The 23802-nt window shown below is 52.0% G+C and carries 19 protein-coding genes and 1 other RNA gene; 10 read left to right on the top strand and 10 right to left on the bottom strand.

The features are described 5' to 3' along the window. Positions 1-265: 265 nt before the first annotated feature. Together pykF and SGBXF1_RS10945 are read left to right on the top strand one after the other, a co-directional pair. Positions 266-1678 (top strand): pyruvate kinase PykF, encoded by a 1413-nt coding sequence (pykF, locus tag SGBXF1_RS10950; RefSeq protein ID WP_186428361.1) that lies wholly within the window; start codon positions 266-268, stop codon positions 1676-1678. 308 nt (positions 1679-1986) lie between these two features. Next, the gene (locus SGBXF1_RS10945; protein WP_004943717.1) at positions 1987-2223 is read left to right on the top strand and encodes a major outer membrane lipoprotein; all 237 of its coding nucleotides are present in this window, start codon (positions 1987-1989) and stop codon (positions 2221-2223) included. Between the two features lie 144 nt (positions 2224-2367). Here the strand turns inward: SGBXF1_RS10945 and SGBXF1_RS10940 are convergent, their stop codons facing one another. The 7 genes from SGBXF1_RS10940 to sufA all read right to left on the bottom strand — a co-directional run bounded on the left by SGBXF1_RS10940 (position 2368) and on the right by sufA (position 9330). Continuing rightward, positions 2368-3381: a L,D-transpeptidase family protein gene (locus SGBXF1_RS10940; RefSeq protein ID WP_037418666.1), complete on the bottom strand. Its 1014-nt coding sequence runs from the start codon at positions 3379-3381 to the stop codon at positions 2368-2370. Between the two features lie 290 nt (positions 3382-3671). Then, positions 3672-4085 (bottom strand): cysteine desulfuration protein SufE, encoded by a 414-nt coding sequence (gene sufE / locus SGBXF1_RS10935; RefSeq protein WP_061807551.1) that lies wholly within the window; start codon positions 4083-4085, stop codon positions 3672-3674. 95 nt (positions 4086-4180) lie between these two features. Continuing rightward, a complete protein-coding gene (sufS, locus tag SGBXF1_RS10930) occupies positions 4181-5401 on the bottom strand; it encodes a cysteine desulfurase SufS (protein WP_037418659.1) in 1221 nt (406 codons plus the stop codon). Continuing rightward, positions 5398-6684, bottom strand: coding sequence for a Fe-S cluster assembly protein SufD (sufD, locus tag SGBXF1_RS10925; RefSeq protein ID WP_186428360.1), 1287 nt, complete (start codon positions 6682-6684; stop codon positions 5398-5400). Before sufD ends, sufS begins: the two co-directional genes overlap by 4 nt. Then, positions 6659-7405, bottom strand: a complete 747-nt coding sequence (sufC, locus tag SGBXF1_RS10920) for a Fe-S cluster assembly ATPase SufC (protein WP_037418653.1) — start codon at positions 7403-7405, stop codon at positions 6659-6661. Before sufC ends, sufD begins: the two co-directional genes overlap by 26 nt. Before the next feature lie 42 nt (positions 7406-7447). After that, entirely contained in the window at positions 7448-8944 is a 1497-nt protein-coding gene (gene sufB, locus SGBXF1_RS10915) for a Fe-S cluster assembly protein SufB (RefSeq protein ID WP_037418869.1), read from the bottom strand. 14 nt (positions 8945-8958) lie between these two features. Then, positions 8959-9330 carry a Fe-S cluster assembly scaffold SufA gene (gene sufA, locus SGBXF1_RS10910; RefSeq protein ID WP_037418650.1) on the bottom strand — a complete coding sequence of 124 codons (372 nt, stop codon included), beginning with the start codon at positions 9328-9330 and terminating at the stop codon, positions 8959-8961. Between the two features lie 555 nt (positions 9331-9885). On the opposite strand from sufA, the gene SGBXF1_RS10905 reads away from it, so the two are divergent. Further along, the gene (locus tag SGBXF1_RS10905; protein WP_037418867.1) at positions 9886-10290 is read left to right on the top strand and encodes a hypothetical protein; all 405 of its coding nucleotides are present in this window, start codon (positions 9886-9888) and stop codon (positions 10288-10290) included. 51 nt (positions 10291-10341) lie between these two features. On the opposite strand, the gene menI is transcribed toward SGBXF1_RS10905, so the two are convergent. Together menI and ydiJ are read right to left on the bottom strand one after the other, a co-directional pair. Beyond that, complete coding sequence (gene menI, locus SGBXF1_RS10900; RefSeq protein ID WP_037418647.1) at positions 10342-10758, bottom strand: 1,4-dihydroxy-2-naphthoyl-CoA hydrolase; 417 nt, start codon at positions 10756-10758, stop codon at positions 10342-10344. Continuing rightward, positions 10755-13811 carry a D-2-hydroxyglutarate dehydrogenase YdiJ gene (gene ydiJ / locus SGBXF1_RS10895; RefSeq protein ID WP_186428359.1) on the bottom strand — a complete coding sequence of 1019 codons (3057 nt, stop codon included), beginning with the start codon at positions 13809-13811 and terminating at the stop codon, positions 10755-10757. Before ydiJ ends, menI begins: the two co-directional genes overlap by 4 nt. A 252-nt stretch (positions 13812-14063) precedes the next feature. On the opposite strand from ydiJ, the gene ydiK reads away from it, so the two are divergent. Continuing rightward, positions 14064-15164 carry an AI-2E family transporter YdiK gene (gene ydiK, locus SGBXF1_RS10890; protein ID WP_186428358.1) on the top strand — a complete coding sequence of 367 codons (1101 nt, stop codon included), beginning with the start codon at positions 14064-14066 and terminating at the stop codon, positions 15162-15164. A gap of 257 nt (positions 15165-15421) precedes the next feature. Further along, an RNA gene (gene rprA / locus SGBXF1_RS10885) (antisense sRNA RprA) lies at positions 15422-15532 on the top strand. A gap of 110 nt (positions 15533-15642) precedes the next feature. Here the strand turns inward: rprA and ppsA are convergent. Continuing rightward, positions 15643-18021, bottom strand: coding sequence for a phosphoenolpyruvate synthase (gene ppsA, locus SGBXF1_RS10880; protein WP_186428357.1), 2379 nt, complete (start codon positions 18019-18021; stop codon positions 15643-15645). A gap of 529 nt (positions 18022-18550) precedes the next feature. Here ppsA and ppsR point away from each other — a divergent pair. The 5 genes from ppsR (at position 18551) to SGBXF1_RS10855 (ending at position 23747) form a co-directional block, all read left to right on the top strand. Then, the gene (gene ppsR / locus SGBXF1_RS10875; protein ID WP_037418633.1) at positions 18551-19372 is read left to right on the top strand and encodes a posphoenolpyruvate synthetase regulatory kinase/phosphorylase PpsR; all 822 of its coding nucleotides are present in this window, start codon (positions 18551-18553) and stop codon (positions 19370-19372) included. Positions 19373-19566: 194 nt separating this feature from the next. Then, complete coding sequence (locus SGBXF1_RS10870) at positions 19567-20613, top strand: 3-deoxy-7-phosphoheptulonate synthase (protein ID WP_130380442.1); 1047 nt, start codon at positions 19567-19569, stop codon at positions 20611-20613. A gap of 112 nt (positions 20614-20725) precedes the next feature. After that, positions 20726-21211: a glutathione peroxidase gene (locus SGBXF1_RS10865; protein ID WP_037418626.1), complete on the top strand. Its 486-nt coding sequence runs from the start codon at positions 20726-20728 to the stop codon at positions 21209-21211. A 166-nt stretch (positions 21212-21377) separates the two neighbouring features. After that, entirely contained in the window at positions 21378-21563 is a 186-nt protein-coding gene (gene hemP, locus SGBXF1_RS10860) for a hemin uptake protein HemP (RefSeq protein WP_130383010.1), read from the top strand. 93 nt (positions 21564-21656) lie between these two features. Next, positions 21657-23747 carry a TonB-dependent hemoglobin/transferrin/lactoferrin family receptor gene (locus SGBXF1_RS10855; RefSeq protein ID WP_186428356.1) on the top strand — a complete coding sequence of 697 codons (2091 nt, stop codon included), beginning with the start codon at positions 21657-21659 and terminating at the stop codon, positions 23745-23747. Positions 23748-23802 lie beyond the last annotated feature (55 nt).

Here is a 23802-nt window from a genome sequence, read left to right as displayed (position 1 = left end):
GCCTTTATAATGCGCAACGTCTTTCAGTTGAATGGTTTCAGCCCTTGATCTGCGAAAACGCAATAACAACACATTTTCACCTCATCACGTTGCGCAGCATCCCCGCATCCCGGCGCGGGCTGAATTTTTCCGCCCCATTTCGACTCTGGTCACCTATCCTTAACTGTGTTTTGCATCACCAGGCACGACTCAAATCCCTTATCAGTGGCCTGACCGCTGGTTTTATTCGTTTCTTTATCCATCACAACTTGTAGAAAAATCCGTCATGAAAAAGACCAAAATTGTTTGTACCATCGGTCCAAAAACCGAATCGGAAGAAATGCTGACCAACCTGCTGAATGCCGGCATGAACGTAATGCGCCTGAACTTCTCACATGGTGATTATGAAGAGCACGGCAACCGCATCAAGAACATGCGCGCCGTGATGGCGAAAACCGGTCAGAACGCGGGTATCCTGTTGGATACCAAAGGCCCGGAAATCCGCACCATGAAACTGGAAGGCGGCAAAGACGCTGCACTGGTTGCCGGTCAGACTTTCACTTTCACCACCGATCAGAGCGTTATCGGCAACAGCGAACGTGTTGCAGTCACTTACGCAGGCTTTAGTGCTGACCTAAAAATTGGTAACACCGTGCTGGTAGACGATGGTCTGATCGGCATGGAAGTCACCAACGTGACCGAAAACGAAGTGGTTTGTAAGGTGCTGAACAGCGGTGACCTGGGCGAGAACAAAGGCGTTAACCTGCCAGGCGTTTCTATTCAGTTGCCTGCACTGGCAGAAAAAGACAAACGCGATCTGATTTTCGGCTGCGAACAAGGTGTGGACTTCGTTGCTGCGTCCTTTATCCGTAAACGTTCAGACGTGCTGGAAATCCGTGAACACCTGAAAGCCCACGGTGGTGAGCAAATCCAGATCATCTCTAAAATCGAAAACCAGGAAGGCCTGAACAACTTCGACGAGATCCTCGAAGCGTCTGACGGCATCATGGTTGCTCGTGGTGATCTGGGTGTGGAAATTCCGGTAGAAGAAGTGATCTTCGCGCAGAAGATGATGATCGAAAAATGTAATCGTGCACGCAAAGTGGTTATCACCGCAACGCAGATGCTCGATTCAATGATCAAAAACCCGCGCCCTACCCGCGCAGAAGCTGGCGACGTTGCTAACGCCATTTTGGATGGTACCGACGCTGTCATGCTGTCAGGTGAGAGCGCCAAGGGTAAGTACCCACTGGAAGCCGTTACCATCATGGCGACCATCTGTGAGCGCACAGATCGCGTAATGCCAAGCCGTATCGACAGCCTGAATGACAACCGCAAACTGCGCATCACTGAAGCAGTATGCCGTGGTGCTGTTGAAACCGCAGAAAAACTGGATGCGCCACTGATCGTTGTTGCCACCAGCGGCGGTAAATCAGCCAAATCCGTGCGTAAATACTTCCCTAACGCAGTGATCCTGGCGTTGACCACCAATGAAGTCACCGCTCACCAGCTCATTCTGAGCAAAGGCGTGATTCCACAGATGGTTAAGGAAATCGCCTCTACCGACGATTTCTACCGCATTGGTAAAGAAGCGGCGTTGGCCAGCGGTCTTGCACAAAAAGGCGACGTTGTGGTGATGGTTTCTGGTGCCCTGGTACCAAGTGGCACCACCAATACTGCCTCGGTTCACGTGCTCTAATATAAAACGTGACATAATTCTTTTGTCAAAAACGCCGCTTTGCGGCGTTTTTTTTAGCAGTAGTAAACTATTTTCTCAAAAACGCAACCATCGATTGCTCATTATTTGGCTAATTATAAATCGGAGTTGTCCCATGGAATCCGGCTGTTTTCCCTACATTTTTTAACTATTTCTCAAAAGAAGATGCAAGTTTGAGCGAACGATCAAAATAAAGCACTCCAATACAAAAAAATTATTCTCTTTCGAAAAAAGTTTGTGTAATACTTGTAACGCTACATGGAGATTAACTCAATCTAGAGGGTGTTATAATGAATCGTACTAAACTGGTACTGGGCGCGGTAATCCTGGGTTCCACTCTGCTGGCAGGCTGCTCTAGCAATGCTAAAATCGATCAACTGTCTTCTGACGTTCAGACTCTGAACGCTAAAGTTGACCAGCTGAGCAACGACGTGAACGCAATCCGTTCTGACGTTCAAGCAGCTAAAGACGACGCAGCACGTGCTAACCAGCGCCTGGACAACCAAGCTCACGCTTACAAAAAGTAAGTTAGCTTCGGTTAATGAAAACGGCGCACATTGTGCGCCGTTTTTTTTGCCTGTCGCTCCCCCGATGAGTCCCCTCTTACCACCAGGCGAAAAAAAAGGGCTCAGCATGCTGAACCCCTCTGTAATATCCATTATAACCGCGTTTTAATTCACCGAGCTGATAGGTGCGCCCTTGAATAGGCCCTTATTCGCTTCCTGTGAGGCTACAGGCGTTAAACTAACATCAGATGGGTTCTGACCAAGGTTAACCAGTACCGGCATGCCAGAGCGGCGTACAACCGCACTATCGAACACTGCCTGATCGGTCTGTGCATCGCCAACAAACGCTTTTTCGGCTTTAGACAGTGTAATCGGCATGGTTTGCGGATCATCGCTTTCGACTCTCGACAACGGCTGATGTACCTCGACATAGCGTTTACCGTCCGGCTCAACGGAAATTTTCACCGGGTCGTTGATCACTTGAACTCGCGTGCCACGCGGCACCATATTGAATAGCGCCTCGATATCGGTTGGCCGCAAGCGGATACAACCGGAACTCACGCGCATGCCAATACCGAAGTTAGCATTGGTACCGTGGATCAAATACTCACCGTGCCCCATCGCCAAACGCATAGCGAACAACCCCATTGGGTTTTCAGGACCGGCCGGAACCACGCCAGGCAACGTCACACCTTTTTCTTGATAGCGTTTACGGATGTTGGCTGTCGGTGTCCAGGTCGGGTTCGGGATTTTTTGGCTGACGGAGGTCACTTGCAACGGCGTATGCATCCCCGTCTGACCGATACCGATAGGATAAACGATGACCTTATTTTCACCTTTCGGGTAGTAGTACAAACGCAGCTCAGCCAGGTTAACCACGATCCCCTCACGCTTGGTGTCTGGCAACAGCATTTGGGTCGGGATGGTCAATACCGTTCCCGGCTTTGGCAAAAACGGGTCTGTACCAGGATTGGCTTCCAACATACCCAGCAGACCAATCTTATAGTCAGCCGCAATGGCCTCCAGCGGACGCCCGTCGTTCGGTACGGTATAAGTGGTGTTTTCGCCAATCAGGCGGCTGTCTGGTGGTGGCAGCGGGTATTCGCTCGCGCTGGCGGCTTGGGTGCCGGTCAGTACGGTGGCAAACAGCATGCCCATTAAACTCAACGCACGTTTCATTATCATCCCTATTATGCTTATTACGGTTCGGCCACAAGGCTATCTGGCGCCTGACCGCGGGTAAATCAGACAAGACCTGATTAATACTAGCAATGCTGACGTCAAAGGCAATAAGTCCTCTAAAAATCAACATGTTATAACGTAATCGCTTTGTGCATTTGTCAACATAACGTCAATAGGTAAGCTGCTGATATGTCACTAATTTGCGGGATGAATAGAGAGGTAGGCAGGTCTTTGTAAAGACTCACTGACACAAGGAAACACAACGTATCAATGAGTCTTACAGCACGTCAGAGCTTGGCAGCCTGAGCGCGGATAGCACGGATCATTGCCTCCAACCCTTGCGAGCGCGAAGGTGTCAAATGCTGGCTCAACGCCAATTCGGCAAAAAACGGGCGGACATCCAATGCAATAATCTGCTCTGGCGTCATCTGGTGATAAAGAATAAACACCACTGCCAGCAGTCCTTTGACAATCGCCGCATCGCTGTCACCGTGAAATTCAACGTGCCCTTGCTCGTCAAGCTGCATCACAATCCACACTTGACTCTGACAACCGGAAATCAGGTTTTCCGCCTGACGCTCACAGTCATCCAGCGCCGGTAGCTTCGCACCCAGTTCGATGACATACAGATATTTATCTTCCCAGTTAAGGCAACGGGAAAAATTACGCACCAACTTATCTTTGTCCGGCAAGTTCGCCATGAGGATCCTTTCAATAATTTAGGGGTCGGCATGCCGACCCCATGTCTCATACAACAGCCTTTCATTCACTCGGCGGAGCACACACGCCGATCGCCCTATCCCAGCAGTTTCTGGATGCGTTGTAACCCGGCCACCAGCCGATCCACTTCATCACGCGTGTTATAGAGCGCCAATGAAGCGCGACACATACTCGGTACATTATAGAATGCCATCAATGGCATCGCGCAATGGTGCCCGGTCCGAATGGCGATACCATACTTATCCAGGAAGCTGCCAACATCATAGGCATGGTGTTCCCCCAGATTGAAGGCGATAACACCGGCGCGTTCTGCCGGGCCGTAAATTTTCAGTGTTGGCACCTGTTGCAAGGCTTCCAGAGCGTAATGCATTAAAGATTGCTCATAATCACCAATCGCTGCCAGCCCCAGCGCATTCACGTAATCAATCGCCGCACCCAACCCCATGATGCCTGCGGTATTTGGTGAACCCGCCTCAAAGCGCCACGGTGGCTCAGCATACGTTGTGCCATGTGTCAGGCTGACCTGCTGAATCATCGAGCCACCGCCTTCCCACGGCGGCATTTGCTGCAATAGGGCCTGCCTGCCATAAAGAATGCCAATACCGGAAGGTCCATACAACTTATGGCCAGAGAACACGTAGAAGTCACAATCCAGTGCCTGTACGTCTACCTGCTGGTGCATCACGGCCTGTGCTCCGTCGATCAACACCTTAAGACCCGCAGCCTTCGCCAGTACCGTAATTTCCTGCACTGGGTTCACCGTCCCCAACACATTAGAAACCTGGGTCAGCGCCAGCAATTTGGTGGACGTGTCGATAAGACCAGGCAATTGCGCCAGATCCAGCGTGCCATCTTGCTGAAGCGGCCAGATGCGTAGATTTAGCCCACGTTCCTGCGCCAGCATCTGCCAAGGTACGATATTGGCGTGATGCTCCATTTCGGTAATGATAATGCTGTCACCGGGTTGCAGGAAATGACGGCCAAAGCTGTTAGCCACCAGGTTAATGCCTTCGGTAGTGCCTTTAACGAACACAATTTCTTCAACCGAAGCGGCATTGATAAACGTCGCCACTTTTTCACGCACGGCTTCCATATCCTGCGTCGCCTCAGCACTCAGGGAGTGGATCCCACGGTGTACCGCCGCATAGCCATGACGATAAAAATCCAGCTCACGATCGATCACCGACTGCGGTTTTTGCGCACTGGCAGCGCTGTCGAGGTAAGCCAACGGCTGACCGTTGACCTCGCGCGCCAACAGCGGGAATTCACTGCGTACCCGTTCAATCGGAAAACTCATGCTGCCTCCCCCGGCAGGCGCTGTGCAATGCGTGCCAGCACCGATTCACGGAGAGTATCGTTACCAATACCCTCAGTCAGCTCAGCGGCAAAAGCAAAGATGATCATCTGCTGCGCTGCATGCTTGTCAATGCCACGCGATTGCAGATAAAACAGCTGTTCTTCATCAATGCGCCCGACGGTAGCCCCATGGCTGCACTTCACATCGTCGGCGTAGATTTCCAATTGCGGCTTGGTATCCACTTCCGCCACCTTACCTAACAACAGGTTATGGTTGGTCATCTGCCCATCGGTTTTAATCGCGTGTTTAGCCACTTTGATCATGCCGTTAAACACCGCTTTAGCGCGATCGCTGACCACCACTTTGTGCAACTGACGGCTCTCGCAATAGCCTTTGTTATGCTCAAGGTAAGTACGGGTGTCGCACACCTCTTTACCGACCGGCAATACCAGGCTATTGATCACCAGATTAGAGCCTTCACCATTAAGCTGTGCACTGGTGTTATGCCGTGTTAGCCCTGCACCCAAAAGGAAACTGTCACTCTTCACCCGCGCATCACGGCCAATCACTAGATCGTTATGAGCGAAGTGGTAACTCGGCTGACTCTCAAACGCCAACTTGCAATGGTGAAATTGGGCATTATCAGCGATGTTGGCGGTGAGACGTGCACCAGTGAAATGTGCAGCCTCGTTCAGACTGACATAATGCTCTATCACCTCGGCCTGCGCATTACGCGCGATATCCAGGTGATGCCGATGATGCACGGTATTAACCTCACCTTCAGCCCCACGTCCGCTGCTGATGTGCAGCAGGTACAGCGGCCGCGCCGCGATTTTACCGGCGGCTACGCGAATAATGCTGGTTTCCTGCGCCAGACTTTCCGTCAGATGCAAGAAAATCTCGGGCTGGATCGGTTCGGGTAGCGCCTGTAGCGTCCCGTAGGGTGCAATGTCGAACTGATAAACACCCAGGTCGCTGTCGCTCAACGCCGCACAAAATCGCCCGTCAACAAAGACCAGTCGATAAGCGTCGATCTCCAGCGCCAGCGCATCCAACTGAGCGGCCGTGACTTGCTCCACTAGCGGCTCAAGGAACTGCTGTTCAAGCAGACCTTCCAGCGGGGTGTATTTCCAATTTTCATGTTTGCGGGTCGGCCAGCCCAGGCGCAAAGCCTGTTGCCAGTGCGCCAATGCATGGGCAGAGTGCTCACCACCGCGTGCTTCAAACAGGCTATACAGTTGTTGCAGCGCGCGCGCGTTATTGTTCGTCGGTAAGCCAGCCATAACCCTGCTCCTCCAACTGTTTCACCAGAGAGAAATCGCCGGACTTGACGATGCGCCCCTGAGAGAGAACATGAACGTAGTCCGGCTTGATGTAGTCCAGAATACGTTGGTAGTGCGTAACGATAATGAACGAACGCTTGCCATCACGCAGCGAGTTAACACCGTTAGCGACAATCTTCAGCGCATCAATATCCAAACCAGAGTCGGTTTCATCCAAAATACAGAGATCCGGCTCCAGCGCTGCCATCTGTAGGATGTCATTACGTTTTTTCTCACCGCCAGAGAAACCGACGTTGACCGAGCGGGTCAGCAAATCAGGCGGCATATTCAATAATTCAATTTTTTCTTCAATAAAATCAGCGAAGTCGAAGCGGTCGAGCGGTTCTTGTTGGCGGTATTTACGTACTGCGTTGACCGAGGTTTGCAGGAAGAAATGATTGCTGACACCAGGGATCTCTACCGGATACTGGAACGCCAGGAATACCCCTTCACCCGCCCGGTCTTCCGGAGCCAGTTCAAGCAGATCCTTACCTTTGAAGGTCACTTCACCTTCGGTCACTTCGTACTCTTCACGCCCTGCCAGCGTTGCCGAAAGCGTGCTTTTGCCTGAACCATTCGGCCCCATGATGGCATGCACTTCACCCGGTTTTATCTCCAGGTCCAATCCCTTGAGGATTTCGTTGCCTTCCGCGCTGACTTTTAAATTCTTGATACTTAACATGCAGTGTCCTTAGATCGCGCTGTCGCGCTGTAAATCCGGCGTTTAGCCCACGCTGTGTTCCAGGCTGATAGCCAATAACTTCTGCGCCTCGACGGCGAACTCCAGCGGCAGCTCAGAGAACACGTCCTTACAGAATCCGTTAACAATCATCGAAATAGCATTGTCTTCGCTGATGCCGCGCTGCAAACAATAGAACAGTTGGTCATCGCCAATTTTTGATGTCGTAGCTTCATGCTCCAACTGGGCACTGTTGTTGCGCGCTTCAACGTACGGGAAGGTATGGGCCCCACTGTCCGGCCCAATCAACATCGAGTCACACTGGGTAAAGTTACGCGCGTTTTCTGCTCCCGGCAGGATCTTCACCAGGCCGCGGTAGGTATTCTCGCTATGCCCGGCAGAGATACCCTTGGCAATGATGGTTGACCGGGTATTCTTGCCAATATGGATCATCTTGGTACCGGTATCGGCCTGTTGATGACCGCTGGTTAACGCTACCGAGAAGAACTCACCGATAGAATTATCACCCTGCAGAATCACGCTAGGGTATTTCCAGGTGATCGCCGAGCCGGTTTCCGACTGAGTCCATGACATTTTCGACCCCGCACCTTCACACAACGCACGCTTGGTCACAAAGTTCAGGATGCCGCCCTTGCTGTCACCGCCAGAGAACCAGTTCTGCACAGTCGAATATTTCACTTCGGCATCTTTGTGCAGAATCACTTCTACTACTGCTGCATGCAGCTGGTAACTGTCGCGGACCGGAGCCGAGCAGCCTTCGATATAGCTGACATAACTGCCTTCGTCGGCGATCAGAATGGTGCGTTCGAACTGGCCGGTTTTAGCAGCGTTGATGCGGAAATACGTCGACAATTCCATTGGGCAACGTACGCCTTTCGGCACATAGACAAAGGTACCGTCGGAGGCCACGGCCGCGTTCAGCGCGGCAAAGAAATTGTCGTTGGACGGTACGACGCGACCGAGGTATTTACGCACCAGGTCCGGATATTCGTGGATAGCCTCACCGAACGAGCAGAAAATGACCCCGCTTTCCGCCAACTTTTCGCGGTAGGTCGTCGAGACCGAAACCGAGTCAAAGATCGCATCGACCGCGACTTCACTGCCTTCACGCACAGGGACGCCGAGCTGGTTAAATGCCAGTTCAACCTCGTTGGTTAGGTAGTTGTTATCTGTCGGCGCGCCCGGTTGTTGTTCAGCGCCGGGCTGCGATCCGCAAGCGTCATCACAGCTGCCACAGGACGGCGCTGAGTAATAGCTGTAGTCCTGGTAGTTCAGCCGGTCGTAGTTTGCTTTTAGCCAGTGTGGCTCTTCCATTTGCAGCCAGGCGCGGTACGCTTCAAGGCGGAATTCCAGCATCCACTCAGGCTCATTACGCTTGGCCGAGATGGCGCGCACCACGTCTTCATTGATGCCCTTCGCTAACTCATCAGTGGCCAGTTGGGTAAAAAAACCTTCTTTGTAGCGACCTTCGCTGACCCAAGCCTGCACTTCATTAGGCATTTCTACATTGCTTCGTGTCATGTTGATTGCATCGCTCAAACGCCAAAACTCTCGCCACACCCGCAGGCATGCTGAGCTTTAGGGTTATTAAATTTGAATATCTGATTCAGCCCTTCACGGACAAAATCTACCGTGGTGCCATCGATAAACGGCATGGCTTTCAACGGCACATACAATTTGGCGCCATCGCGCTCAAACAGCAGGTCGTCGTCAGCAGGTGCACGGGTGAGATCCAGCACATAGGCAAACCCGGCGCAGCCTGACTGCTTCACCCCGAGTTGCAGCCCCTTCACTTGTGGATCCTGCTGCATTAGTTTCGTTATTTGTTGTACGGCGTTGTCACTGAGTAAAATGCCTTGCCAGACATTTTCGTCCAGAGAAAAAGTGCCGACATTTTCCGTTTGCATATGGCCTACCTCACACTCGTGTTTTACCACAGCCAATCTGGGTTGCTACTATGTTAGTGATAACGATTATCACTTCAACCGTTTGTTTTGCGGGGTTATCCGCCAAAAGCCCGGATTTTTGCTTCGCCGTGCGGCAACGGCGTGGGACAGTCAGCGCGTCAGACGCTGCCGGTGAGAAATGGCATCATTTTATCCTTATGAATTTACAGTACATCCTGTCACACCATAACCCTTACCCGCTGGCTCGAACGCTTTACAGAGCCGGGCTTTTAATGTCGATTTAAACATTCATAGAAAATACCTATTTCTGAATTTTGTCTGTCTTAAAAATGCGTTTATCGACAATTAACTGCATTTCCCGCCCTTTTGCCTTTCAGTCCATCCCCACAAACGCGGTTCTCTCTGATTAAAGTTTAGTCGCTACTGACTATGTTGGGTTGCCGCAACCCTAATGCATCCCCTGCTGACGATAAAAATTTCAACAGAATGATTGATCACGAACGCACCAATAAATATGATAATGATTATCATTCAATTCTAATTGAGCGCGGGCAAATGAATATCTCGATGAATGCGTGGCTGCTGGGCAAAATTGATGACTATAAATTCAGCGTGCGCGACGCCACGGTAGATTTCTACATGGCGGAAGCGTCACTTAAACGGCCGGAGTGCAATATCAACCATCTGAAACGCTACAACAGTGTCAGCCTGAATATGGCCAATCTGTGTCTGGAGAACGGTGATGATGAAAGCTACCTGCATGCGTTGAGCAAACTGCATAACCGATTGATTGTCGAAATCAACAACCCACAGCGTTGTCAGCTGTTCCGGGTTCAGAGCTATCATTTTGCCCGTCATACTCTGACCTTAATCTGTCAGAAATATGCGATGGAAGGTACCTGGGAGAAGGCCAATGCCTTCCAGAAAGACTTCGTTAAGCGGGTACCGTTTCAGCTATGAGCTGACTGAACGGCAAAAATACCCGCAGGTAAGGCTACCTGCGGGGTAAACTTAGTCGATAATGGCCGTGGTCAGGCGTGAAGTGCAGCACAGACGATCACGTGAATCGAAGATTTCTATCTGCCACACCTGATGACGACGGCCCACATGCAGCGCACGGCACACGCCACGCACCTGGCCTTCAAATACCGCCCGCAGATGGTTGGCGTTGATCTCCAACCCCACCACTTTCTGTTCCCCTTCGCTACACAGGTAACCGGCCATCGATCCCATCGATTCTGCCAGTACTACCGATGCACCACCGTGCAACAAGCCAAACGGCTGGCGGGTGCGCTGATCAACCGGCATAGTCGCTTCGAGGTAATCGTCCTCTAGTCGGGTAAATTGGATCCCCACATGACTGACCATGCAGCCTTCACCGGCCTGGTTTAATTGTTCCAGCGTCGTCTCTCGTTTCCACAGTTTCACTCAATCATCTCCAGAAGTGCCTGTAATGGGTGTCTTACACCGTTACCCTCAATACGTTTGACCTGGCTGCGACAGGAATAACCGGTCGCCAGACAACGTTGCCGCGGCAGACGTTGTAATGCCTGATGCCATGATAGCTCATAAATACCGAGTGAATTCTGTAGGTTCTTCACTTCATGCCCGTAAGTCCCCGCCATGCCGCAGCAACCGACGCTGACATTTTCCAACTTTGCACCAAAGCGCGCAAAGATGGACGCCCAATGTTGGCCGCTTGCCGGCAACGCCGTGGTTTCCGTACAGTGACCGAATAAATACCAGGCTTCGCCCGTCGCAGGTTGTTCTGCACGTTCAGCTAACCGTTGCTGAAGCCACTCGTGCACCAGTTGTACCTGGAAATCCCCACGCGCCTCACCGAGGATTTCGTTATATTCGTCGCGATAGCACAGCACCAACGCCGGATCGACCCCCACCAGCGGCATGCCAAGCTTTGCCACTCGGTTGAGAAAATCAGCAGTCTTGCGCGCCGTGCGAGCAAATTTTGTCAGGAACCCTTTGATATGTTGGGCCTTGCCATTCGGTGAGAACGGCAACAACACAGGTCGGTAACCGAGTTTTTCCACCAGCCGTACAAAATCCGCCACCACTTTGGCGTCGTAATAGCTGGTAAAGGGATCCTGTACGATCAGTACATACTGCTCACGCTTTTCCACGCTCAGCGCTTCAAGCTGCTCCAGTGTCATCGTCATGGCACCATGACCGGAAAGCTGCTGACGCAATGTCGGGCTGGAAAGCATAGGCAAATCAACCATGCCAATGGTGTTACGGCTTAACTCACGAACCCAGGGCTGGCGGAAGAAGAAATTGAACACTTTCGGCGCTTTCGCCATCAGCGGCGTGTAACTCTCCACACCCGCGACCATATAGTCGCGTGCCGGCCGTAAATAGCGCGTGTGGTATAGCTGCAAGAACCGTGAACGGAAGCCCGGCACGTCAATTTTAATCGGGCATTGGGTGGAACAGGCTTTACAGGCCAAGCAACCTGACATGGCGTCTTTCACTTCGTGTGAAAAATCATATTCGCCTTTACCGGCATACCAACTATTGCGTGTTTTCTCTATCAGAGTCCGGAAACTGAGACGTTGTTGCGGCAGCTGTTTTTCCAGCACCAGTGGATCGACACCCTGCTCGGACAGCAAACGCAACCATTCACGCACCAACGCTGCCCGACCTTTGGGTGAATGAATACGGCTACCGGTGATCTTCATCGACGGACACATTGGGCTGCGTACATCAAAATTGAAGCACAAACCATTGCCGTTACATTCCATTGCACCACGGAACGAAGTGCGTACTTCAACCGGGATACGACGATCAAGTGTGCCACGCTTGGCTGCATCCACTTTCATCATCGGCGCATCAACACCTAACGGCGGACAGATTTTACCGGGGTTGAGACGGTTGTTCGGATCAAACACGGCCTTAATACGCCGCAGCTCCATGAACAATTGATCACCGAAGAATTCAGGGCTGTATTCAGCACGGAACCCTTTACCATGTTCGCCCCACAGTAACCCACCATATTTGGCAGTCAGCGCCACCACGTGGTCAGAAAGCTGTTTCATCAACACTTCCTGCTGTGGATCGCACATATCGAGTGCCGGACGCACATGCAATACGCCGGCATCCACATGGCCAAACATGCCGTAGCTAAGGTTATGGCTGTCCAACAACTGGCGGAACTCGACAATGTAATCGGCCAAATGTTGTGGTGGCACACAGGTGTCTTCGGCAAACGGGATAGGTTTGGCGCGCCCTTTGGCGTTGCCTAACAACCCGACAGCCTTTTTACGCATGTTATAAATGCGTTCGATACCGACCAGATCTCCACAGATCTGATAGCCGATCACACCGCCCTGCTTTTCGGTGATCAATTCATCCAACCGCTGGCAGAGATCCTCCATCTGCCTGTCGATCAACACCTTGTCATCCCCGGCAAACTCGACAATGTTCAGACCAAGCATTTCTTTATCTGGCACATTGGTAATTAATTCACTCACCGAATGCCAGACAATGTCTTCACGTGCCAGATTCAGGACCTTGGAATCGATGGTCTCGACCGACAGGGCCTTGGCTTCCACCATAAAGGGGGCGTTGCGCAGTGCGGAATCAAACGAATCGTATTTAACATTCACCAAGCGGCGTACTTTCGGCAATGGCGTAATATCCAGCCGTGCTTCGGTAATAAAGGCCAGCGTCCCTTCTGCACCGGTCAGAATACGTGTCAGATCGAAGGTTTGCATGTCATCGCTAAATACGTGCCGTAGATCGTACCCGGTCAGGAAGCGATTAAGTTTGGGGAATTTTTCCAGAATCAGTGCTCGCTGATCGCGGCAGCTATTGAGCACAGTGTGGTAGATCCGGCCTTCAACCGTATCTTCGTGAGCAATCGTTTCCGCCAATGGCGTCGGCATAGCGCGCGTGTCGAGCATATCGCCACCCAGCAACACGGCCCGCAAGCCCAACACGTGATCCGATGTTTTGCCGTACACCAAGGATCCCTGACCTGAGGCGTCAGTGTTGATCATACCGCCCAGCGTGGCACGATTACTGGTAGAAAGTTCCGGCGAGAAAAAATAGCCGAATGGACGCAAATACTGGTTAAGTTGGTCTTTAATGACCCCCGCCTCAACCTTGACCCAGCCTTGCTCCACATTGATCTCAAGAATGCGGTTCATGTGGCGTGACATATCCACCACGATACCGGTGTTGAGTGACTGGCCGTTAGTGCCGGTACCGCCGCCGCGCGGGCTAAAGGTCAGTGCACTGAAGCGCTCCTCTGCCGCCAGACGCGCAATCAACGCCACATCTGCAGTTGAACGAGGGAACACGACGGCATCGGGCAGCAACTGATAGATACTGTTGTCGGTCGCCATCGTCAGCCGATCGGCATAGCTGGTGGCGATATCGCCGTTGAATCCGTTTTGCTTTAACGCTTCCAAAAAGTCGAGCACCCGCTGAACGAGGCCGGGCGCTTGAGAAATCTGTGGGATCATTCGATTTTTGACCCTGTCTGTCTGTTTTATATGCGTTAATGAACGCTGAATCAGGCCTTTATTCAGACCCGCCCTATTTTTTATTAGAGATAAAAACTAACATACTCGTTTAGTGAAGGCATGCACATTATTGCAATTGCCCTGCCGCAGATTGGCCCGCAACAAAAGGTGCGCCGCCCTGTAATTTTTGACCAATATGCACCATGATTAAACGGTCCCAAGGAGTTAACTTACCAGGATGAGAACTCATTCATGACAATCCCGCAATCCCGATACGATTTGCCACGGATTATTTTTGGCGTGCTGTTTATCGCCATTATGATCGTCGCCTGCTTTTGGGTCATTCAACCCTTTATTCTCGGCTTTGCCTGGGCTGGCATGGTGGTCATCGCCACGTGGCCATTGCTCATTAAATTGCAAAAAATACTTTGGGGCAGACGTTCATTGGCGGTGGTCGTGATGACGATACTGCTGATCCTGCTGTTCATACTGCCGATATCTCTGCTAGTGAGCAGCGTAGTGGACAACAGCGCTCCCGTTGTTGCCTGGGCTAGCACGCCTGGCAAATTGCATATTCCCGATCTGGCCTGGCTGCAATCGATCCCGATGATCGGCGATAAGATCTACACCAGTTACCACACGCTGGTGAGTGCAGGCGGAACGGCCCTGGTGGCAAAGGTCCAGCCTTACTTCGGTCAGACAGCGACCTGGTTTGTCGCGCAAGCGGCACATATTGGCCGCCTCTTGTTACATTGCACATTGATGCTGCTGTTTAGCGTTTTACTCTATGCTCGCGGCGAGCAAGTTGCTCTGGGTATCCGCCACTTTGCGACACGTCTCGGTGCAGCACGCGGCGATGCGGCAGTGGTACTGGCCGGACAGGCGATCCGCGCAGTAGCGCTGGGTGTTGTAGTAACAGCGCTGGTGCAGTCAGTCTTGGGCGGCATTGGCCTGGCAGTAACCGGTATTCCTGCCGCGACGCTGCTAACCGTGCTGATCTTCATCTGCTGCGTTGCCCAGCTCGGACCGCTACTGGTATTGGTGCCGGCGATTATCTGGCTGTACTGGAGCGGCGACACGACCTGGGGCACTGTGCTACTGGTGTGGAGCTGTGTGGTTGCCACGCTGGATAACGTGCTGCGTCCTGTACTGATCCGCATGGGTGCCGATTTGCCGATGTTGCTGATCCTGTCTGGCGTTATTGGCGGCTTACTGGCGTTCGGTATGATTGGCCTGTTTATCGGCCCAGTGGTGTTGGCGGTATCCTATCGCTTGCTCACGGCCTGGATGAGCGAAGCGCCAGAACCCACCGCCGATGTGAAAGAGGTCGCTAAAGACCTGGAACAAATGTAACTCTCAACTCTGCCCGGGCTGCCGGGCAGAGATCTTCCCTCGCCCCTGCATCTCACCAGCTTTTCTGAATTAACCGATCACTATAATAAAATCACCGCCGTGACTTTCTTTTGAGCACACATTAAACATACCGAATAAATGCATCTTTTTTTCAGCCCAATAATATTCACTCGTGTTAAAAATAAATGGGAATATGAATATTGATTAGGATGATTCTTAATGACTAATGGTGTTTAAATATCTAGTATGATTGCCATATATTGCTTCAAATACCTGATTTAAAGCAAGATTTCCAAACAATGTAATGCCATACATGTGAATTGCTGTGTGTAGTCTTTGCCCGTCTCCTATGATGGGCTTTTTTTTATTCTTTTTTTGACTGTTATTATTCCTTTCACCCTTTCTATTTACATTCAGAAATAATAAAGCCGCAACAAAGTTACGGCTTTATGGCTAGGGATAAATCAGCGTGTGAGAATTACTTTCTCTTAGGCAGATTAACCCAGGTTTGTACTACGGTGTCCGGATTGAGTGACAGGCTATCAATGCCCTGATCCATCAACCACTCCGCAAAGTCCTCGTGATCAGAAGGCCCCTGACCGCAGATACCAACGTATTTACCCTGACGCTTCGCCGCCTGAATCGCCATCGACAACAGAATTTTCACTGCTTCGTTACGCTCATCAAACAGTTCAGATACCACACCCGAGTCACGGTCCAGCCCCAGCGTTAACTGAGTCATGTCGTTAGAGCCGATTGAGAAGCCATCGAAATGTTCCAGGAACTGATCCGCCAACAGCGCATTGGATGGGATCTCGCACATCATGATCACTTTCAGGCCATTCTCACCGCGCTTCAAACCCTGGCGCGCCAATTCGGCAACTACGGCTTCTGCTTGTGCCACGGTGCGGACAAACGGCACCATGATCTCAACGTTGGTCAGGCCCATTTCATTACGTACTCGTTTCACCGCATCGCATTCCATCGCGAAGCAGTCACGGAAGTTATCCGAAACATAACGACCGGCACCACGGAAGCCCAGCATTGGGTTCTCTTCGTGCGGCTCATACTTATCACCGCCAACCAAATTGGCGTATTCATTGGACTTAAAGTCCGAAAGACGCACAATCACACGCTTAGGCCAGAACGCCGCACCCAGCGTAGCAATCCCTTCCGTCAGACGGCCGACATAGAACTCGGCCGGATGGTCGTAGCCCTGCATCAGCGTCCTGATTTCCGCTTGCAGCTCTGGCGTCTGCTGATCAAACTCCAGCAACGCTTTCGGATGCACGCCAATCATACGGTTGATGATAAATTCCAGACGGGCCAGGCCCACACCTTCATTCGGCAAACGCGCGAAGTCAAAGGCACGATCAGGGTTGCCGACGTTCATCATGATTTTCAGCGGCAGAACCGGCAATTCGGTCACTTCGGAACTCTGCACGTCAAAATCGAGGATATCGCTGTAGACGAAGCCGGTATCGCCTTCTGCACAAGAAACGGTGACCTGTTGGCCCTCTTTCAGCAGATCGGTCGCGTTACCGCAGCCAACCACTGCCGGAATGCCCAGTTCACGCGCAATGATCGCCGCATGGCAGGTACGACCGCCACGGTTAGTGACGATTGCGGCGGCCTTTTTCATGATCGGTTCCCAGTCCGGGTCGGTCATATCAGTCACCAGAACGTCACCTGGCTCGATACGATCCATCTCGCTGATATTGTGGATGACCTTCACCGGGCCGGCGCCAATGCGATGACCGATAGCACGCCCTTCCACCAGCACCGGGCTGGAACCATTAAGCTGGTAGCGCTCCATGGTTTGCTCGTTAGAGCGCACTGTTTCCGGACGCGCCTGCACGATCAAGAGCTTTCCGGTATGGCCGTCTTTGGCCCACTCGATATCCATCGGGCGGCCATAGTGCTTTTCAATCAGCAGTGCCTGATGTGCCAGACCTTGCACTTCTTCGTCAGTCAGAGAGAAACGATTGCGTTGCTGTTCTGGCACGTCTTCGATTTGCACCTGCTTGCCATGATCCTGCGAAGGTGCATACACCATGCGTATTTTTTTCGAACCAAGGTTACGGCGCACGATCGACGGTTTGCCTTTCAGCAACGTCGGTTTGTGTACATAGAATTCGTCAGGGTTTACCGCACCCTGTACCACCATTTCACCCAGGCCGAAAGCGGAGGTGATAAACACCACCTGATCAAAACCGGATTCGGTATCGATGGTGAACATAACGCCGGAAGATGCCAGGTCAGAACGCACCATGCGCTGAACGCCGGCCGACAAGGCCACGCCGCGATGGTCATAACCCTGATGCACCCGGTAGGAAATAGCACGGTCGTTAAACAGGGAGGCGTATACGTGCTTAATCGCCACCATGACGGCGTCGATACCCTGCACGTTGAGGAAGGTTTCCTGCTGGCCGGCGAAAGAGGCATCCGGCATGTCCTCTGCGGTCGCTGAAGAACGCACGGCAAATGACGCTTCCGGCTCGCCGTCAGCCAGTTGCTGATAAGCCAGATTAATTTCACGCTCGAATTCCGCATGGAATGGCGTGTCGATAATCCATTGGCGGATTTGTGCGCCCGCCTTGGTCAATTGAGCAATATCGTCAACGTCAGTTTGATCCAGTAACTGATAGATGCGCTGGTTAACACCGCTTTGCTCGAGGAAATCGTTAAACGCCTGCGCGGTGGTGGCAAAACCGTTTGGCACGGCAACGCCCAAATCGGAAAGATTGGTGATCATTTCACCGAGGGAGGCATTTTTGCCGCCGACACGGTCAACGTCGTGCATGCCGAGCTGGTTGTACCAAAGCACATTACGCAAGTCTGGGCCATTGTTGGACATCGAGACAATCCTTATTGCTATCAGTAGGGTATAGACGGATTTAATTCGCTTGCTTTCTCAGCGCCGCTAAAACGGTGCCGAATCAGACTAGCACAATGATCCATAGGAAATGGAAAGGTGAATCGATCAACCCGGTGAAGAAAGTGGATTTTAGGAAAACTTCCTGAAAGGGAAAATGACGGTGGAATCGTTCCCTGTCGCACTAAAAGCTTAAAACTCAACAAATTAAGTATTTTTTAAACTTCAGTTTTAAAAACCCTATTCTTTGCCATGCTTTAGGCCAAAATAACACCATAATGAAGAATAATTATTCAGGGGAAATAATCTCAAACTTTTCATTAAAATTGAAATAGTGTTTCACTGAAGTTTTTACCCGTCATCACCCCCTCTTCCTGCAGAATTAATGACCGACTCTGTCCGCATTATCACAATTTTTCTGCCCGCCCCTTTACCGCTGGATTATCTGGAGCCCATGATAAGGATAAGCAGGTGTGATAATTGCGTCACTGTTTCAGGTAAGGAGCCTAGGGTGGAAAGAAGCGTTTTTTATATTTCGGACGGTACGGCGATCACTGCCGAGGTTTTGGGTCATGCGGTGTTGTCGCAATTTCCGGTGACGGCCACAACCTTTACGCTGCCCTTTGTGGAAACTGAAGCGCGCGCCCGCGGTGTCTGTCAGCAGATTAACGAGATTTATCGTGATACAGGCGTACGGCCGCTGGTGTTTTACTCGATCATCTCGCCGGAAGTGCGCAATGTGATTACTCAGAGTGAAGGGTTTTGCCAGGATATCGTGCAAGCGCTGGTTGGCCCGCTGCAGGGCGAACTGGATGTGGAACCGACCCCAGTACCGAACCGCACCCACGGGCTGACTGCCAGCAACCTTGGGAAATATGACGCTCGTATTGCCGCCATTGACTACACGTTGGCACACGATGACGGAATTTCGTTGCGTAATCTCGATCAAGCTCAGGTGATTTTGCTCGGTGTGTCTCGCTGCGGAAAGACCCCCACCAGCCTGTACCTGGCGATGCAATTTGGTATTCGCGCCGCCAACTATCCGTTTACCGCCGACGATATGGACAATTTGCATCTTCCTGCCGCGCTGAAGCCGTTTCAGCACAAACTTTTCGGCCTGACTATCGACCCGGAACGTTTAGCCGCGATCCGTGAAGAACGGCGTGAGAATAGCCGTTATGCCTCTATCCGTCAGTGCCGCATGGAACTCGCTGAAGTTGAAGCGCTGTTCCGCAAAAATCAAATTCGCTATCTGAATACGACCAATTATTCGGTAGAAGAAATCTCGACAAAAATTCTGGATATTCTGGGAATGAGCCGTCGCATGTTCTGATTATCTGATGGCGGGGAAGCCCCCTGCCATCTGTTGATGATTTCCTCACGGCCCATATTTTTTGTGCTTTTTTTCGCGGCTTTGATCAAGAGAACACTGTTTCTCCGGTTGAATTCATCGGTTTTTACGTTATTGTGATCGCCATCACTTCCCGGCACTCCTGCCGCAGCGAAGAAAAGTCTTTAGAGAAAATCATGCACAAAACAGATGAACTGCGGACCGCGCGCATCGACAGCCTCGTGACGCCGCAAGCGTTGGCAGAGACGTTGCCGATCTCGGCGGAAATCGCTGACAACGTGACAGCGTCACGTAAGCGAATTGAGAAAATCCTGACCGGTGAGGATCGCCGTCTCCTGGTGGTTATCGGTCCTTGCTCTATCCACGATCTTGACGCTGCCATTGATTATGCCGGCCGACTGAACGCCCTGCGCATTCGTTATCAGGATCGCCTGGAAATCGTGATGCGCACCTATTTTGAAAAACCGCGCACCGTGGTGGGCTGGAAAGGCCTGATCTCCGATCCGGCCCTGGATGGCACCTTCCAGGTCAATCGCGGGATCGAAATGGCGCGTAGACTGCTGCTGGAAGTGAACCAACTCGGCCTGCCAACCGCCACCGAGTTCCTCGATATGGTGGTCGGCCAATACATTGCTGATTTGATCAGTTGGGGCGCGATTGGCGCACGGACCACCGAAAGCCAGATCCACCGTGAAATGGCCTCGGCACTGTCCTGCCCGGTAGGCTTTAAAAACGGCACCGACGGCAACACCCGTATTGCGATTGACGCCATTCGTGCAGCCCGCGCCGGCCATATGTTCCTGTCACCGGACAAGCACGGCCAGATGACAATCTATCAGACCAGCGGCAATCCTTATGGCCACATCATCATGCGTGGCGGCAAGACGCCGAACTACCACGCTACCGATGTGGTCGCCGCCTGCGACAGCCTGCGCGAATTCGATTTACCGGAGCAACTGGTGATCGATTTTAGCCACGGCAACTGCCAGAAATTGCATCGTCGCCAACTGGAAGTGGCAGAAAATGTTTGCCAGCAAATCCGCGCCGGTTCTGTCGCCGTTGCCGGTGTGATGGCAGAAAGCTTCCTGGTCGAAGGCACACAGAAAATCGTTGCAGGACAACCACTGACCTACGGCCAGTCGATCACCGATCCTTGCCTGAGCTGGTCCGACAGCGAACAGTTGCTGGCCATGCTCGCGGATGCGGTAGACACCCGCTTCTGATCCACTAACCGGGGCGCCCGCCCCGGCTTTTCCACCCGCCTGCGACTCATCTATAATTATGCCTATTGCAGCGCTATAGAGCGCTTCTGTCACAGGATATGGAGTTCCCTGCATGAGCAATTCACTGTTATCCATCCCCTGCATTACATTGCAAGGGGAACACAAAACCCTGGGTGATTTTCCCGCCCGGGCTTATTTGGTGGTGAATACCGCCAGCAAATGCGGGTTTACTCCGCAGTACCGTGGGTTGGAAAACCTTTGGCAATACTACCGCGAGCGCGGTCTGATGGTACTGGGTTTTCCCTGCAATCAATTCGGGGCGCAAGAACCCGGCGATCCACTGGAAATTGCCAACTTCTGCACGCTGAACTACGGCGTCAGCTTCCCGTTGTTCAGTAAAGTTGAGGTAAACGGCCCCGGCGCACACCCGCTCTTTAACGAATTAAAGCGATTGGCACCGGGTGTATTAGGTAGCCAGCGCATCAAATGGAATTTCACCAAGTTCCTGCTGACAGCCGACGGACAACGTGTGAAACGTTTCGCACCGATCACCAAACCCGAACGTTTATTTGACCGCATTGAAACTCTGCTGAAATAACCGCATTTTTTACGGGCTGAGTTGCTCAGCCCGTATCACATCACTTTCCTGCAAAAAGGTTCCATTGGTAAGAAAATTTTCCTTGATGTAACCTTTCGTTCACATGATAATGATTCTCAATTTGATATTAATTACCATTTAAAATCGGCTTTATACACACATGACGATGGATCATAACGACCACAACCAGCCTGCCAAAACCGCGTCCTCCGCTGACAGCGATCTGGTCTCACCTCCCTGCTACGACAGCGTACAACTGCTCGACGCTGACGGTGTGGCGATCATCATCCATCAGGGCCAGCGCTACCAGTTGCGGCAGACTAAAGCCGGGAAATTGATCCTGACCAAGTAATACCTATCCCTTAACGCCAGCCACCCCGATCGTTTTTGATCCAGGCAGCCAGCAAATCTATTGATATGTTAAAAACATACGGAGAGTTGCGACATGCCTCTGATTCCTTACACCCGGCTGCGTTTATCCGCATTGAGTCTGGCGATTGCCTGCGCTCTGCCGACGGTGACTTTTGCACAAACCAACAGCACGACTTCTTCTCTTTCTACGACGGCGGCTTCGCCAGCGAAAAAGGACAAAACCAGCGACGAAACAATGACCGTGGCCGCCACCGGCAACGCGCGAAGCAGCTTTGAAGCCCCAATGATGGTGACAGTGATCGATCGCGATACGCCGCAAAGCCAAACCGCCACCAGCGCCGCCGATATGCTACGCCGCGTGCCGGGTATTACCGTCAATGGCACCGGCCGCAGTAATGGCCAGGACGTTTTTATGCGCGGTTACGGTAAAAATGGCGTACTGACATTAGTTGATGGCATCCGTCAGGGTACCGACACAGGACACCTTGGTGCGACCTTCCTCGATCCTGCGTTGGTAAAACGTATCGAAGTGGTACGAGGCCCTTCGGCCCTGCTGTATGGCAGCGGTGCTCTGGGTGGCGTAATTGCCTATGAAACGGTGAATGCCGCTGATTTGTTGCTGCCAGGCCATAATAGCGGCTACCGGGTTTATGGCACCGCCGGCAGCGGCGATCACAGCCTGGGTATGGGCGCCAGCGCCTACGGCAAGACTGACAACCTCGACGGCCTGCTGTCATTCGGCACCCGCGATGTCGGTAATCTGCGCCAGGGTAACGGTTTTGATGCGCCGAATGATGAAACCATTAGTAATGTACTGGCTAAAGGAACCTGGACGCTCGATGAGAACCAGTCGTTAAGCGGGGATTTGCGTTACTACAATAACCGGGCTCAGGAGCCCAAAAACCCGCAAGAGTCCGCCAGTAGCAGCGGTAACCGGATGACTGACCGTTCGACAATCCAACGTGACGGTCAACTCAGCTACAAATTGAAACCTGTAGACCAAGACTGGCTCGATGCAGAAGCCAAAGTCTATTATTCCGAAGTAGAGATTAACGCGCACACCAACGGCAGTGAAGATGAGGCTCGCAAACAAACCACCCGTGGTGCGAAGCTGGAAAACCGCACGCGATTGTTCGCGGACACCTTCGCTTCCCACTTGTTTACCTACGGCAGTGAAGCTTACAAGCAGGAACAAACGCCAGGCGGCGCAACGGAAAGCTTCCCACAGGCAAAAATCAACTTTGCTTCTGGCTGGTTACAAGACGAAATTACCTTGCGTGATTTGCCAATCACCCTGCTTGCTGGGACGCGTTACGATAATTATAAAGGCTCTAGCGACGGGTATGCAGATGTGGATGCCGACAAGTGGTCCTCACGTGGTGCAGTCAGCATCACGCCAACTGACTGGTTGATGCTGTTCGGTTCCTACTCGCAGGCCTTCCGTGCCCCAACGATGGGTGAGATGTACAACGACTCCAAGCATTTTTCGATCCCTATGGGGCCAACCACTATTACTAACAATTGGGTGCCCAACCCAAACCTGAAACCTGAAACCAATGCGACCCAAGAATATGGTTTCGGATTACGCTTTGACGACCTGCTGTTGGCTGATGACAGCCTGCAATTCAAAGCCAGCTACTTCGACACCAAGGCCCGGGACTACATCACAACAGATGTCACCATGGAATTGGGTCGTGGCCCGCGTGGCCCTTATTGCATCAGTTGTACCACTTTCTCGACCAACATTGACCGGGCAAAAATCTGGGGTTGGGACGCCATGCTGAGTTATAAAACTTCAATTTTTGGCTGGGACTTGGCATACAACCGTACTCGCGGCAAGAACGAAACCAGTGGCGAATGGCTAAACAGCATCAATCCGGATACCGTCACGAGCACACTGGATATCCCGCTGGGTGAAACAGGCTTGTCAACCGGTTGGGTAGCCACTCTCACCCAACGCGCTAGTCGTGTAGAAACCGGCACACCAGAACAAGGTGGCTACGGCATCAACGATTTTTATCTGAGCTATAAAGGGCGTGAACGCCTGCAAGGCATCACTACTACGGTAGTTCTGGGTAACGCATTCGACAAAGAATACTACTCGCCACAGGGCATTCCGCAGGATGGCCGTAACGCAAAACTGCTGGTCAGCTATCAGTGGTAACGTTTTAATTCCGGCGGGCAACCCGAATGCCCGCCGATTGAACCTCACACAGGAG

Origin of the sequence: Serratia grimesii (genome assembly GCF_900186025.1) — a bacterium.
In the GTDB taxonomy this organism is placed as follows: Bacteria; Pseudomonadota; Gammaproteobacteria; order Enterobacterales; family Enterobacteriaceae; genus Serratia; species Serratia grimesii.
This window is presented reverse-complemented; position numbering and strand designations above follow the sequence as displayed.

Bases quoted from the DNA above. Each gene is read 5' to 3' on its own strand.
- SGBXF1_RS10855 (WP_186428356.1), top strand. From the start codon at position 21,657: ATGCCTCTGATTCCTTACACCCGGCTGCGTTTATCCGCATTGAGTCTG.
- sufC (WP_037418653.1), bottom strand. From the start codon at position 7,405: ATGTTAAGTATCAAGAATTTAAAAGTCAGCGCGGAAGGCAACGAAATC.
- SGBXF1_RS10865 (WP_037418626.1), top strand. From the start codon at position 20,726: ATGAGCAATTCACTGTTATCCATCCCCTGCATTACATTGCAAGGGGAA.
- SGBXF1_RS10870 (WP_130380442.1), top strand. From the start codon at position 19,567: ATGCACAAAACAGATGAACTGCGGACCGCGCGCATCGACAGCCTCGTG.
- ydiJ (WP_186428359.1), bottom strand. From the start codon at position 13,811: ATGATCCCACAGATTTCTCAAGCGCCCGGCCTCGTTCAGCGGGTGCTC.
- sufD (WP_186428360.1), bottom strand. From the start codon at position 6,684: ATGGCTGGCTTACCGACGAACAATAACGCGCGCGCGCTGCAACAACTG.
- SGBXF1_RS10945 (WP_004943717.1), top strand. From the start codon at position 1,987: ATGAATCGTACTAAACTGGTACTGGGCGCGGTAATCCTGGGTTCCACT.
- SGBXF1_RS10940 (WP_037418666.1), bottom strand. From the start codon at position 3,381: ATGAAACGTGCGTTGAGTTTAATGGGCATGCTGTTTGCCACCGTACTG.
- sufE (WP_061807551.1), bottom strand. From the start codon at position 4,085: ATGGCGAACTTGCCGGACAAAGATAAGTTGGTGCGTAATTTTTCCCGT.
- SGBXF1_RS10905 (WP_037418867.1), top strand. From the start codon at position 9,886: ATGAATATCTCGATGAATGCGTGGCTGCTGGGCAAAATTGATGACTAT.
- hemP (WP_130383010.1), top strand. From the start codon at position 21,378: ATGGATCATAACGACCACAACCAGCCTGCCAAAACCGCGTCCTCCGCT.
- sufB (WP_037418869.1), bottom strand. From the start codon at position 8,944: ATGACACGAAGCAATGTAGAAATGCCTAATGAAGTGCAGGCTTGGGTC.
- pykF (WP_186428361.1), top strand. From the start codon at position 266: ATGAAAAAGACCAAAATTGTTTGTACCATCGGTCCAAAAACCGAATCG.
- sufA (WP_037418650.1), bottom strand. From the start codon at position 9,330: ATGCAAACGGAAAATGTCGGCACTTTTTCTCTGGACGAAAATGTCTGG.
- ydiK (WP_186428358.1), top strand. From the start codon at position 14,064: ATGACAATCCCGCAATCCCGATACGATTTGCCACGGATTATTTTTGGC.
- ppsA (WP_186428357.1), bottom strand. From the start codon at position 18,021: ATGTCCAACAATGGCCCAGACTTGCGTAATGTGCTTTGGTACAACCAG.
- sufS (WP_037418659.1), bottom strand. From the start codon at position 5,401: ATGAGTTTTCCGATTGAACGGGTACGCAGTGAATTCCCGCTGTTGGCG.